General features: G+C 42.0%; 11 protein-coding genes. 1 reads left to right on the top strand and 10 read right to left on the bottom strand.

Annotated elements, in window-relative coordinates; all coding sequences use genetic code 11:
• Positions 1–28 precede the first annotated feature (28 nt).
• From feoB to NCY30_RS09875, 3 genes are all read right to left on the bottom strand, one after another.
• Positions 29–2,371: a ferrous iron transport protein B gene (gene feoB / locus NCY30_RS09885; RefSeq protein ID WP_173785198.1), complete on the bottom strand. Its 2,343-nt coding sequence runs from the start codon at positions 2,369–2,371 to the stop codon at positions 29–31.
• A 174-nt stretch (positions 2,372–2,545) separates the two neighbouring features.
• The gene (gene cyaB / locus NCY30_RS09880; protein ID WP_055182565.1) at positions 2,546–3,103 is read right to left on the bottom strand and encodes a class IV adenylate cyclase; all 558 of its coding nucleotides are present in this window, start codon (positions 3,101–3,103) and stop codon (positions 2,546–2,548) included.
• A 35-nt stretch (positions 3,104–3,138) separates the two neighbouring features.
• The gene (locus tag NCY30_RS09875) at positions 3,139–4,179 is read right to left on the bottom strand and encodes an XdhC family protein (RefSeq protein WP_006428661.1); all 1,041 of its coding nucleotides are present in this window, start codon (positions 4,177–4,179) and stop codon (positions 3,139–3,141) included.
• A 98-nt stretch (positions 4,180–4,277) separates the two neighbouring features.
• Between NCY30_RS09875 and NCY30_RS09870 the strand changes: the two genes are divergently transcribed.
• Complete coding sequence (locus NCY30_RS09870) at positions 4,278–4,964, top strand: 4Fe-4S double cluster binding domain-containing protein (RefSeq protein ID WP_022415070.1); 687 nt, start codon at positions 4,278–4,280, stop codon at positions 4,962–4,964.
• A gap of 143 nt (positions 4,965–5,107) precedes the next feature.
• Here the strand turns inward: NCY30_RS09870 and NCY30_RS15215 are convergent, their stop codons facing one another.
• The 7 genes from NCY30_RS15215 to NCY30_RS09830 form a co-directional block, all read right to left on the bottom strand.
• Complete coding sequence (locus tag NCY30_RS15215) at positions 5,108–7,261, bottom strand: double-cubane-cluster-containing anaerobic reductase (RefSeq protein WP_331476533.1); 2,154 nt, start codon at positions 7,259–7,261, stop codon at positions 5,108–5,110.
• 11 nt (positions 7,262–7,272) lie between these two features.
• Complete coding sequence (locus NCY30_RS09855) at positions 7,273–8,400, bottom strand: helix-turn-helix domain-containing protein (protein ID WP_250818705.1); 1,128 nt, start codon at positions 8,398–8,400, stop codon at positions 7,273–7,275.
• Positions 8,401–8,501: 101 nt separating this feature from the next.
• The gene (locus NCY30_RS09850; protein ID WP_250818704.1) at positions 8,502–9,668 is read right to left on the bottom strand and encodes a MalY/PatB family protein; all 1,167 of its coding nucleotides are present in this window, start codon (positions 9,666–9,668) and stop codon (positions 8,502–8,504) included.
• 22 nt (positions 9,669–9,690) lie between these two features.
• Complete coding sequence (locus NCY30_RS09845) at positions 9,691–10,914, bottom strand: M20 metallopeptidase family protein (RefSeq protein WP_250818703.1); 1,224 nt, start codon at positions 10,912–10,914, stop codon at positions 9,691–9,693.
• Between the two features lie 56 nt (positions 10,915–10,970).
• The gene (locus NCY30_RS09840) at positions 10,971–11,711 is read right to left on the bottom strand and encodes an amino acid ABC transporter ATP-binding protein (RefSeq protein WP_044920574.1); all 741 of its coding nucleotides are present in this window, start codon (positions 11,709–11,711) and stop codon (positions 10,971–10,973) included.
• Between the two features lie 42 nt (positions 11,712–11,753).
• A complete protein-coding gene (locus tag NCY30_RS09835) occupies positions 11,754–12,599 on the bottom strand; it encodes a transporter substrate-binding domain-containing protein (protein WP_044920568.1) in 846 nt (281 codons plus the stop codon).
• 74 nt (positions 12,600–12,673) lie between these two features.
• Entirely contained in the window at positions 12,674–13,336 is a 663-nt protein-coding gene (locus tag NCY30_RS09830; RefSeq protein ID WP_006428669.1) for an amino acid ABC transporter permease, read from the bottom strand.
• Positions 13,337–13,475 lie beyond the last annotated feature (139 nt).

Here is a 13,475-nt window from a genome sequence, read left to right as displayed (position 1 = left end):
CCATCCACAGGAGGTTTTTTATGCCTCTTTACATTACCAACGTACCAATCAGATGCACGATAAATGCTGCGATCCACGCAACCATACATTGTCCCAGCACCACATATGCCGCCCATTTTGCGCCAAGTTCTCTCTTGATCGATGCAATAGCCGCAACACATGGTGTATACAACAGGCAGAAGACCAAAAGGCTTGCGGCTGCCACCGGTGTAATTGCTCCCGTCAGTTCTGCCGTACTTCCAAAGAGTACCGAAAGCGTAGATACCACACTTTCCTTTGCCATAAATCCTGTGATCAGTGCAGTAGAAATCTTCCAGTTTCCGAAACCAAGCGGAAGGAATACCGGTGCAATGATTCCCGCTACAACTGCCAGGATACTGTCCCTGGAATCTGCCACCACATTCATGTGTAAGTTAAACGTCTGCAGGAACCAGATGATAATCGTTGCAAAGAAGATTACGGTAAATGCTCTCTGCAAAAAGTCCTTTGCTTTTTCCCACAGAAGCTGTCCTACATTCTTTGCTCCCGGCATACGGTAATTCGGAAGTTCCATGACAAACGGTACGGCTTCACCTTTGAACATCGTTCCTCTTAAAAGAAGCGCCATCAGGATTCCCATCAGGATTCCGCCAAAATATAACGCTACCATCACTACTGCTCCTTGTTTTGGGAAAAATGCCGCCGTAAAAAATGCATAAATCGGAAGTTTCGCCGAGCAACTCATAAATGGTGTCAGAAGTATCGTCATCTTACGGTCTCTCTCCGAAGGCAGTGTCCTGCTCGCCATAACACCTGGAACCGTACATCCGAATCCCACCAGCATCGGTACGATACTCCGTCCGGAAAGTCCGATTTTACGGAGTAATTTATCCATCACAAATGCAACTCTTGCCATATATCCGCTGTCTTCCAGAATGGACAGGAAAAAGAATAAGGTCACAATAACCGGCAGGAAACTTAACACACTTCCCACACCGTTAAAGATTCCATCGATTACCAGCGAATGAATAACGGAATTGACATTCCAGGATGTCAGCGCACTATCTACCAGATTCGTAAGTGCCGAGATTCCCATATCCAGCAGATCCGACAACGCAGCTCCGATCACATTAAATGTCAGCCAGAATACAGCCGCCATAATTGCAACAAAGCATGGGATAGCTGTATATTTTCCCGTCAGGATCTTATCCATCTTCACACTTCGCAGATGTTCCTTGCTTTCTTTCGGCTTCACAACCGTAGCATCACAGATCTTCTCAATAAATGTAAAACGCATATCTGCAATTGCTGCGGACCGGTCAAGTCCACGTTCCTGTTCCATCTGCTTTACAATATGCTCCAGAAGCTGTTTTTCATTCTCATCCAGCTTGAGCTGTTCCAGGATCAGTTCATCCCCTTCTGCCAGTTTGCATGCCGCAAATCTTACCGGAATGTCTGCCTTCTTTGCATGATCCTCGATCAGATGCATGATCCCGTGCAGGCATCTGTGTACTGCTCCGCCATGGTCATCTGCATCACAGAAATCCTGTCTTCCCGGACTTTCCTGATATTTTGCCACATGCACTGCATGTTCGATCAGTTCTTCAATTCCTTCATTCTTCGCAGCCGATATTGGAATAACCGGTATTCCAAGTTCCTGCTCCATCTCATTTACCAGGATCGAACCGCCGTTGTCCCGCACCTCATCCATCATATTCAGTGCCAGAACCATAGGAATATCCAGCTCCATCAGCTGCATGGTCAGATACAGGTTCCGCTCAATATTGGTTGCATCCACGATATTGATGATTCCCTTTGGATGCTCATTTAACACAAAGTTCCTGGTCACGATCTCTTCACTGGAATACGGCGACATAGAGTAGATTCCCGGCAGATCTGTCACCAGGGTATCACTGTGTTCCTTGATCACTCCATCTTTACGGTCAACTGTCACTCCCGGGAAATTTCCCACATGCTGATTAGAGCCGGTCAGCTGGTTGAACAGTGTCGTCTTTCCGCAATTCTGATTTCCTGCCAGTGCAAATGTCAGTGTTGTTCCATCCGGCAGTGGATTCTCATCTGCTTTTTCATGATATTTTCCACCTTCTCCAAGTCCCGGATGATCAATCTTCTCTTTCGGAATCTGATTCTTAATCTTAATCTCATCACGGACATCTGTAATCTCTATCTTTTCCGCATCTGCAAGCCTGAGTGTCAGTTCATAACTATGGATACGAAGTTCCACCGGATCACCCATTGGCGCGTATTTTACCATGGTAACGTCTGCCCCCGGAATAAGTCCCATATCCAGAAAATGCTGTCTCAATGCACCTTCTCCACCTACAACTGTCAAGGTTGCACTTTTGCCGATCGGTAATTCTTTTAATGTCATCGTCTGTACTTCCTTCCAAATTTATCTACAGGCAGTGGTATTATTTCCACTGTTACTGATAATATTTCTCAACTCGTAAGGTTAGTATAGGCTTATCGATAATTTTTGTCAACAGCTAACCACGGGGACGGGGAATTTTGGCTCTTTATCTGTCCCTTATGGCTCTTTCTGATGTTAGACACCTCGTTTTTCTAACATTGACAGATATGAATCCCTTACTGTCTCTGTCTTTTCGCATCCCAACATTCTCATTAGTTCATATATCATATCCAATCCACCTGCTCGTTCTTCTTCTTTTGCAACAATTATCTCCAATTCCAGAAAGTTGCCCAGATTCTCTACCTTATCTGCAGCCGCTGTCATATGATCTTTTATATAATAACCTCTTGTCTTCTTCACTCTGCAAGACGCTGGATAAAATTCAAGTTCTTTAAGAATGTCTTCCATCTTTTCCGGCTCATAGATATCAATCTCTGTTTCTTTCCTGGTCATGGATACCTGGTCTAATTTCGGTCCTTTGCAGTTAAGCTGTGCTTTTACTTCTCCCGTATCCAGATTCTCCGTCTTACGGATGCGCAGTGCCTTGTCCTTCTTCCGCATATCATAGTGATCACTGGTAAAATAAGTATCCGTCTCCACAACGGTTTTCTGATATATGAACCCTGTTTCAAGCAATTTTTGCTTTATCTTTTCTATATTTTCAATGGGTATTTTAACCTCTACTTCTATCATCTTTTTAATGCCTCCGATGATTCTGTTTTCCGCGCTTAGACGATTTCCAGAAATACATCCACTTCCCCGCCACAGACCATACCTTCTTCTTCGGCTTCATTTCCGGTCATGTCTACATGGCAGATCCTTGCCTGTTCTCCCTCTCCTGCTGCCATAAGTCTGGCAATCTGGATGACTCTTGCTTCCATACATCCACCGCCGATCGTCCCAACGCAGCGGCCATCTCTGTATATCAGCATTTTGGTTCCCAGCCCCTGTGGTGCGGAACCATGTCTGGTAATGATCGTTGCCATTATCTTCTTTTCCGGATACGGTTCCTGAGCAGTCAGCGCACGCATAATTTCTTTGGAATATCCATAAGTCCGTTTCTTCCTGTTCTTTACTTCAATAATCTCTGCAATAATTGCCACTCCGATCTCTGCCGGTGTCTGCGCTCCGATATCCAGACCGATCGGTGTATACACTGCATCCAGCACCTCCTGATCCACGCCTTTTTCCGCCAGACTTTGTTTTACCAGTGCTGTTCTTCTGCGGCTTCCGATCATACCGATATAGGCATGCTCTTTTGCAGCTATTTTCTCCAGACAGATCTGGTCATACCGGTGTCCTCTCGTCAGGATCACAAAATACGTATCCGCACTTCCCTGTATCTTGTCCAGTGCTTCTTCGAATGGTTCACAGATAACCTGTGACGCCCCGGCCATTCTTGCATGATCCGCATACATCGGACGATCTTCCAGTACAATTACCTCACAGTCCATCATCACTGCCATTTTAATCACCGGAATCGACACATGACCGGCACCACAGATCACAATCTGTTTTTCCTGTCCCAATGTATCGCAGAATACTTTCTCATTTCCAATATAGGTGATTCCACTTTCTGTAATATTCTTTATCTCATCTGTATATCCATGAAAATAACCATTTTTCCTGCTTTCCCAGACAATTTTTCCATCTATGACCAGTGCCTTTTCAGAAATGTATCTGCCGCCCAGCAAAGTAAGCACCCTGCGTTCTGCCTGTCCTTCACTTTCCTGAATCGCTTCCATTAATTCCATCATTCTACTTTCCATAATAGTTTCCCTTCCCACTATCTTTCTTCTGCATTCTATTGTAAAATTGAATGTACAATAAGTCAATGAACGGAAATGTTCTGAAAGGAGGGATTTTTATGAATCCCACAAAAGAATTCAGAGATTATATGATCTCACAGGGTGCTGCTTTGGTCGGAATTGGGGATCTGACCGCAGTTCCATCTTCTGACTATCCGGTTGGAATTGCAGTCGCAATTCCCTTGCCGAAACATGTCATCAAAGATCTTCAACTTGCTCCAACCAGAGAATACTACAAACTGTATACTACTTTGAACGACAAACTGAATGCCATTGTAACTGCCGGTGAAAAATATCTGACAGGCAGAGGATACCAGGCTTATGCCCAGACAACAGACCGGATAACAGTAGACTCGGACAACCGCAGTCCTTTACCTCACAAAACTGTTGCCACCAGAGCCGGCCTCGGCTGGATCGGCAAAAACTGTCTGCTTGTAACACCACAATATGGCTCTGCTGTAAGGATTTCTTCTCTTCTGACCGATGCCCCGCTGACCTGCGATGCTCCGGTTACACGCTCTCAGTGCGGTGCCTGTCATGCCTGCGTCCGGTATTGCCCGGCACATGCACTGAAAAATACATTGTGGCGTTCGGGTATGCCACGCGAAGATATCGTATCTGTTTCTGCATGTTATAAGAAGCAGCGGGAAATTATGCGAAAGAGTACTGGGATTGATACGGATCTGTGCGGGAAGTGCTTTGCGGTCTGTACTTATACGAAGCAATATTTGAAGCAGAAACAGTAATATACATAATAAAATTGGTATTTAATGCATCAGACTGGCTACCTGGACCTACATAAAAGTTAGGAATCCTAACTTTTATTCCGTGGGTATCGAATGTCTGAAGAATTTAAACATAATTAAAAAAATGACCGATACCCTGCGTATCAGTCATTTTTTAACTTTTCTATTTCCATTCCCATCAGAATTCTTTCACATTCCATTCCGTCTTTTTCATCCAGATCTAAAAGCTCATTGATCCGTGCAATTCTTGGCAGTAATGTATTTCTGTGGATCCTAAGTCTTGCGGCCGTCTGTGCAACGTTCCGTTTCATCCGAAGGTACCAGTACAAAGTCTTATAAAGTTCTTTTCCCGTTTTCCTATCCTCCTCTTTCAAAATCTCTAATTCTTCCAGATATATGTTTTCCTGTCCCAGATTCTCACTGATACAACTAATTGCAAGTTCATGGTAATAATTTTCCACAAGCAGTACCTGTTCTTTCTGTTTCTGTCTTACAGCCATATTCAATACTTGCCACTGCAACTGTCTGTTCTCTTCTTTTTTCCCCCAGTCCGAAAATCCATTTCCGATCATTATTTTTCCATCTTCATCTTCCATAGATTTGCGACACACATCAATTATACCGTTTCTGGCTTCTTTGCCATCCATTCCCGATATAAATAATTCATTATCCTGTATCTGCCTTAGCTTCAATCCGGTGAGCATTTTGTTCACTCTGGCCTGTTTTGTCAGATCCCGTCCGATATGTATAAGATTTTTTGGTTCTTCCGTTATAATCCACATATAATCCGGAATTTCTCTTTCTTCTGTCTCACGGGTATGCGTTCTCATGTGATAGCTTTTTGCCAACAATTCTAAGAGTTCTTCCACACTTTCCTTATTGACGCCCTCTGGAACAACTGCCATCACAACTCCATTCTTTTCTGACAGTTTATATTCCATTCTCTTTCCACATTCCTGTTCTGCTTCTTCCCTGCTGATTCCAACCCATTCTTCTGTTTCTTGTTCCCCGCTCTTTATACATACCGGAATATGCGTATATTTCCATATTTCTTCCAAAATTTCTGCTCTTGACCTTTGTTCCGTCATCCCTGCCAGCACAATCTTATAGCAATAATTGATATCCAGATCTTCATCTGTCCCTGGCTGGATCATTTCCAGAAACGCTGTCAGTCTGGTGGCGATCTGTCCCTGATCTGCAGTAGAATAATCCGTATCGACCGCAATATACGGTAAGTGTTTCTCTTCTGTCACAAATTTTCTTATATAGACAGACTCTGCCCCTGTCGCATGACATCCGGTCAATATCATCTCGACAACTCCATCTACATGATATTCATCAATGATCTCACCAATCAGATCGATCCGGTTATCGTTCGGTGTCATGATCGAACATCCCGTTGACAGATATTTTCTTGCAATGGCTTCGTAGATGTCTTCGCAGTCTTCCTCCACCGGATTTCCCAATGTCCGCACACCGCTGCAGTTTTCAATCGCCACAACAACTCCGCCATTATCTTCTATCGCACGGATCACTTTCAGGCTGTCGCCGCCAATCGGGCATCCTGTCACCAGTATTCTCGGGCGTTTTTCCAGATGCTTTCCCTGTCTGTATTCTGTCATGATCTTATCGATCACTTCTTTCACCACTCCCGGAGTTGTTGCAAAATCGAATCGATATTTACTCCCCTGCACCATCTTCTGGATATCTTCCCCCTTTACAGGAGCCGGATCCAGTTTCATCAATTCGCAAAGGTTCTTCAACGACATACGGATCTCATTATTTAAATGTACTGCATCACGGATCATCTCTTCCGTAATCACTATATGAAAGAATTCTTCCAGATATTCTTTTGTACGAATAATCTCACTTTTCCAGAAAGCAAGTCCTCTTTCGGATTGACTGTTCGGAAGTTCCATTACATGAACTGGCTTGAATTCCGACATCAGCTCGTACATCTTCTTTTTTCCGTCACATGTCGTCTCTCCGATTACGAGATCTGCAAAATGAAAAAACGGACATCTGTCACTGATCGCAAATCCATAACTGGATTTTACCAGCGGACACATACTTTTCGGCAAATCCCGTTCCGCCGCCGTAATCGTCTCATTAGAAAAAGAACAAAGTCCTACCGGAATTGCTCCCACCGCCATCGCAAGTTCTGTCGGAAAATAGGCGCAATACATCCCCACAACCGGAATTCCCTTATCCTTATATTCTTTTATTTCCAGAAATGCTTCTCTCTTTTTTTCTCCAAACTCTTCAAATATCTCTGGTAAATTCTGCACCAGTTTCATATATGCTCTCCTTACTTTTGCCTTTTCTCATCTTGTCTCGATATATCATACATCATCATAAATGCCAGCAGTTCCCTTGCTGTTTCGTTATCATTGATATCAGCTTCTATACATTCCCTGATCTGCTTTAACCGGTAGACCAATGTATTTCTATGAATATGAAGGCTGTCTGCCGCCATTGTTACATTATTTTCATTCAGCAAATATACCTTTAATGTATAGTAGAGCTCCGTATTATTCTCTCGGTCTTCCTGAAGCAGCCGTAACAATCGGTAATCACTTAATCCCGCTTCTTTAAAGAGCGGTGTTGTATATGTGTAAAGTCCCTGTACCGACCATTCCTTTTCCCGTTTCATAACCGGGTCATTTTCCAGTCCGTTTACCATAGACATACGTTTTAACAACTCGTACTTTGTAACACATCTGTCTAATTTTCCAAATGGTTCACTGATGCTGCAACCAATCTTTTTTTCCATGATCTTCTGGTAAATTTCTTCCGTATTTTTCGCTCTTAATCCATAAAATAATATCTGGATCCTGTCTGTCTCTTCGCAGATACAATATCTATCCCATATTTCTTTTATCCACAATACATTCTTTTCCTGAATATCCTTTTTTAACATTAATACTTCTATGCATTGTCCTGTCCATATTTTTTCTGTCTGCTGGATCCCATCTGCTTTCCCATGAAACAGACTCCAGGCAAGTATGGCTTCGCGCATCGGTTGTAAAACCATCGTTTCTTTTACCACATCTTCAAACTGATGCCTTACTGCCTGTCCGATCACACTTCCCAATTCTTCAAAAAAACGCCGGGACTTCTCTTCACTATATAGAATAACTACATATCCAGCTAACCTTCCCATTGTTTCAACAGGTTGAAGTACAAGCTGATGTTCTTTCGTATCAGCTTCCTGGCAGAATTTCTTATAGTCTGAAAATGTCACATGCTTCCATCTGATGGATTCGCTGCCATCCTGTTCACAGGTATGCGAATATGCCAGGATTTTTCCTGTCCCTGACACAAATATTACTTTCGCACCTGTATATTCATTTATCTTTTCTGCAATACTTTTTAATACTGGTTTTTCCAGCATTGCTTCAAAAATTATTTTATAACAGACTTCAATCTCGTACATATCTTTTTCACTCCATATACAGATATTTTCTCGTAGAAAATTATTTCTGTCAAATAGAAAATCATATGCCAGTGATTTCGTCTTATTGATAATTTCTATAACTATTTTCTCACTAAATTCGCAATCAGTGCATTGACACCAATCTCTACATTCTCTTTTGATGTTGCAAGATTCATTCTTATAAACGTACCAAAGCGTTCTCCGCCGAACCAGTCACCGAAATCAACGGCCAAGCGGCATTTCTTTTGGATTACTTCTTTCATCTCATCTGCTCTTACATATGCTTCAAGATTAATCCAGCACAGATATGTTCCTTCCAATGGAGTTACAACTGCCTCTGGAAGTTTTTCTGCAAGTTCTGCTTTCAGGTACTGATAATTCTCTTCAATCTGATCCAATACCAGTGTCAGCCATTCATTGCCTCCTGCATATGCAGCCTGAGCTGCAACATAACCAAAAGCATTTCCTCCCAGTACTCTGTTTCCTTTTACATAAGCATCCCACTTTTCCTGAAGTTTTTCATCCGGAATGATCACCATAGAATTCTGTGCACCCGCAATATTGAATGTCTTCGATGCAGCCACGATCGATACCATAATATCATCATACTCTCCGGTTGACAAAGATGGGATATGCTTATTTTCTCCAAATACCAGATCCTGATGGATCTCATCTGATATAATATACACCTGATGCGCTCTGCAGATTTCAAAAAGCTGCTTTAACTCTTCTTTTTTCCATACTCTTCCCGCCGGATTATGTGGTGAACACAAAATAAATAATTTCACCTGATGATCTGTGATCTTTTTCTCAAAATCATCGAAATCAATCGAGTATTCTCCATTCTCGTTCTTAAGATCGGAACAGATTAAATTTCTGTGATTGTTCTTTACTGCGTCTAAAAACGGATAGTATACCGGTGTATTTACAATTACTGCATCATTTTCTTCTGTCAGAATCTGCAACAGCCAGTGGAATCCTGCTACAACTCCCGGTGAAAACCGGATCCATTCTTTTTTCACTTCATATCCGTGATGCTCCCTCTCCCAGTCAATGAATGCCTGATAATAAGCATCCGGAATCTTATAATACCCATACACTCCGGATTCCACATATTCCCTCAGTGCACTGACTACACACTCCGGTACACGGAAGTCCATATCTGCCACCCACATTGCATGAAGTCCTTCTTCTCCGAACATTTTCTGCTGTCCGTCCCATTTATTACAGTTTGTATTTCTTCGGTCTACATAAACCAGCTTTTCCATTCTGATACCTCTCCTGTTCTTTTTAATTTTCTTTCAGTTCTCCCATACAGCCGTGAATCGCAATATTGGCAAATGCAGCGGCTGCTCCTGCCAGTACCGTATCATCAAACTGATATTCCGGACTGTGCAGACCCGGAATCGCTTCTTTCTCTTCCGGTTTTATTCCAATAAACATATAGACCGCTGGAACACGGCTGCTATATTCCGCAAAATTTTCTCCGCCCAGATTGTCCTCTTCTATGATGTAAACATTTTTCTTTCCAAGTACATCTGCCGCTGACTTTTTCACTCCATTTAATAATTCCGGAGCATTCTTTACACTTCCACCATGAATCCTGATATCTGCCTCATAAGAAGTTCCGTATACCTGGCAGATTCCTTTGATCTCTTTTTCCAGTTCTGCTTTCATTTTTTCCAGAACTTCTCGTTTTACGGCCCTCATCGTTCCGCCAAATACGCAGTCCTGTGGAATGATATTTCTGACATTCACATCCCCTGCCTGCATATAAGTAACTGACATGATCTTAGGCTCTGTTCCGCTGACTGTACGTGTCAGTATTGCCGGGATATGCTGGTAGATCTCATTTGCCGCCGCAATCGGATCAACCGTCTGCTCCGGCCATGATGCATGTCCCTTCTTTCCAATAATTCTAACTTTAAAATCCCCCACACAACCAAATGCATAGCGTCTCACGATTCCGATCTTTCCACTCTCCACAGATGGCCAGCCATGTGCGGCAAATGCCATATCCATCTTCGGATCTTCCAGTACTTTATCTTCTTCTATCATCGTATCCGCGCCAAGTCCGACTTCTTCCCCCGGCTGAAATGCGAATCTTATGCATCCACCGAATTCATCTGTCAGCTGTGCCAGAATCTTTGCCGCACCGATCAGCCATGTCGCATGTCCGTCATGTCCGCATGCATGCATACGTCCGTCATGCCTGGACTTGTAAGTGCTTTCCACTTTTTCTTCCAGTGGAAGCGCATCTATATCCGCCCGCAGCAAAACATTTTTCCCATGCTCTTTCTTCCCCTTAAGTTCTGCGATCAGACCATACCCACCGGCAGCATGTTCTCTTATCTTAAGGCCCGGAATTTTATGTAACTCACGGCTGATGATCTCGTGTGTCTTTGGAAGATCGATTCCAAGCTCCGGATACTGATGCAGTTCTCTTCTGATATGGATTAGTTCCGTTTCTGTCTCTTTTGCAATTTGTCTTATCTTATCATTTATATTGCTCATTGTACCAACTCCTCAAAAAAGGCCTGCACAAATCCTGTGCAGACCTTTCAGTCATTCTATTTCCGATTAACAAAATTCAGGAACTGCTGAAGTCTTTGATTCTCTGGATGATCGATGATTTCTTCCGGTCTTCCATCGGCTGCAATTCTTCCTCCGTCCATGAACAGGATTCTGCTTGCTACTTCTCTTGCAAATCCAATCTCATGCGTAACCAGAATCATTGTCGTTCCTTCTTCGGCAAGAGATTTGATCGTATTCAGTACTTCTCCTACCAGTTCCGGATCCAATGCCGATGTCGGCTCATCAAATAATACCACATTCGGATTTACTGCAAGTGCTCTTGCAATTCCAACTCTCTGCTGTTGTCCTCCGGACAGTTTCGATGGGTAAAAGTCCTTTCTTTCACTCATTCCTACCTTATCCAGCAGTTCTAACGCAATTTTTTCCGCCTCTGCCTTTGACTTTTTTTGTACAACGGTCAGCGCTTCCATTACATTTTCTAATGCAGTCTTATTCTTGAAAAGATTATATCCCTGAAATACCATGGAAGAATGTTTTCTCAATTCTATTACATCCTTCTTTGTATGGTTCTGTGCATCTACCGTTACATCACCAATTGTTATTTTTCCCTTTGTCGGTACTGTCAGGTAATTCAGACATCTGAGTAATGTAGATTTACCAGTTCCCGAAGGTCCTAAAATTGCAATCACTTCATTCTTATTGATCGTCAGATTGATATCTTCTAATACTTTTGTATTTTCATCAAATTCTTTATATAAATGTTCAACCTTAACCAACTGTGTTTCTGTTCCCATACGTTTTAATCTTCCTGACTTTTCTTATTTCTGGATTAATTTTGTCATATCAGCATACATCCATTTTTCAGTAATCTTTGCTACTGTTCCGTCATCTAACATATCCTGGATTACATCATCTAATTCTTTTGTCAGTTTATCTCCGTCATCTGTTTTTTGGAGGAAATAAGCTACATTATTTGCCAGAAGCTGTTCATCAAAGAAACGGAATTTTGCATCTGTATTGTTATGTGTAAATGCGTTTACATTTGTTGTTGTATTCGCATATGCATCAATTCTTCCAAGTTTCAGATCGTTCATACCTACAGCACTGTCTTCATAAAGTTTTACTGTAAATCCTTTTTCTTTCGCCATGTCTTCGATGATTGTCTGTGCAGCCTGTCCGTTTGTACATCCTACAGTCTTTCCTTTTAAATCATCAGATGTCTTGTAATCAGAATCATCATTTACGATAATGCACTGTGAATCTCCGTAGTATGGGATTGTTGCATTATATTTGTCTGTTCTTTCTTCTTTTACTGCAAGGCAGTTTGCAACTACATCAGCACGTCCTGTATCCAGTTCTCCCCACATAGCATCGAAAGAAGCCTGTTTTACTTCTACTTCCCATCCGGTACGTTTTTCAATTTCATCCCACATCTCTGCGTCGATACCTGTCCATTTTCCATCATCAGAAATAAGGCTGTATGGTTCTCCTGTTCCAGATGTAACAACTGTTACTTTCTTTCCGGAATCTTTTTTGTCATCACTCTTAGACTCTGAACTTGCTTTTTTATCTGAATCATCAGATTTGGCATTGCTTCCGCATCCTGCAACAGTTCCTACTGTCATCATAGTTACTAATAAAGCAGCTAATACACGTTTTTTCATAATACTTAATCTCCTCTTTTTCATATAAATGATAATGCATCTATCTCAATGGTTGTTCCATTTAAGATCTTGTCTTAATACATATTTGCACATTTCTTTTCTAATAATTTGTGTAAGATTCCAAGCACAAATATGATCAGCCAGTACACCAGCATAACGGCCGCATAAATTTCAAAATATCTGAACGTTCTGGCTCCCTCAATCTTGGCGGCTCCCATGATATCCGGTACCCCAAGCATAAATGCAAGTGAAGTCATCTTGATCAGGTTAATGATGTCGTTAAAAAGCGGCGGCAATGCCACACGTACAGCCTGTGGAATTACGATTCTCGTAACCAGCTGAAAATTCGTCATTCCCAGTGAATATGCAGCTTCTTTCTGTCCTTCATCAACGGATAACAATGCTCCTCTGATACTTTCTGACATAAAAGCTCCCATATTAAAACTCATAACTACCGCTACTGCGATAAGAGGTGTCATATTTCTTACAAATGCACTGTATAATGCAATTCCATAATAGAAGAAATATAACTGTGCTACGACCGGTGTACCTCGCATAATAGAGACATACACTCTGGTCAGCTGATACAACACCGGAATTTTGTAATAACCGATGATTGCAATAATGACTCCCACAATCAGTGCGAATATTGTCGCAGCTACCGTTAATTCAAATGTAATATTAACTTTACTCGCAATAATCGGCAGGACTTCCAAAAAATAACTTACTTTAAACATTTCACCTACTCCAGACCTGTTATTTCTATTCCTAACAAGTTAACATTTTAACATTTTCAAATTATTTTTCATCGTCATAGACCTACAAAGCATTTGTTTATTTTTGTATCTTTCGCACATATTCTATAAGCATTATGAT

This window comes from Dorea sp. MB18-49 (assembly GCF_023669465.1).
In the GTDB taxonomy this organism is placed as follows: Bacteria; Bacillota; Clostridia; order Lachnospirales; family Lachnospiraceae; genus Dorea_A; species Dorea_A longicatena.
Note: the sequence above shows the minus strand (reverse complement) of the source record. Positions and strands in the feature narration are given on the sequence as shown.

What these genes read in the sequence shown, in the direction of transcription:
- NCY30_RS09845 (WP_250818703.1), bottom strand. Translation starts at nt 10,914, where the DNA reads ATGAGCAATATAAATGATAAGATAAGACAAATTGCAAAAGAGACAGAA.
- feoB (WP_173785198.1), bottom strand. Translation starts at nt 2,371, where the DNA reads ATGACATTAAAAGAATTACCGATCGGCAAAAGTGCAACCTTGACAGTT.
- NCY30_RS09875 (WP_006428661.1), bottom strand. Translation starts at nt 4,179, where the DNA reads ATGGAAAGTAGAATGATGGAATTAATGGAAGCGATTCAGGAAAGTGAA.
- NCY30_RS09850 (WP_250818704.1), bottom strand. Translation starts at nt 9,668, where the DNA reads ATGGAAAAGCTGGTTTATGTAGACCGAAGAAATACAAACTGTAATAAA.
- NCY30_RS15215 (WP_331476533.1), bottom strand. Translation starts at nt 7,261, where the DNA reads ATGAAACTGGTGCAGAATTTACCAGAGATATTTGAAGAGTTTGGAGAA.
- NCY30_RS09855 (WP_250818705.1), bottom strand. Translation starts at nt 8,400, where the DNA reads ATGTACGAGATTGAAGTCTGTTATAAAATAATTTTTGAAGCAATGCTG.
- cyaB (WP_055182565.1), bottom strand. Translation starts at nt 3,103, where the DNA reads ATGATAGAAGTAGAGGTTAAAATACCCATTGAAAATATAGAAAAGATA.
- NCY30_RS09835 (WP_044920568.1), bottom strand. Translation starts at nt 12,599, where the DNA reads ATGAAAAAACGTGTATTAGCTGCTTTATTAGTAACTATGATGACAGTA.
- NCY30_RS09870 (WP_022415070.1), top strand. Translation starts at nt 4,278, where the DNA reads ATGAATCCCACAAAAGAATTCAGAGATTATATGATCTCACAGGGTGCT.
- NCY30_RS09830 (WP_006428669.1), bottom strand. Translation starts at nt 13,336, where the DNA reads ATGTTTAAAGTAAGTTATTTTTTGGAAGTCCTGCCGATTATTGCGAGT.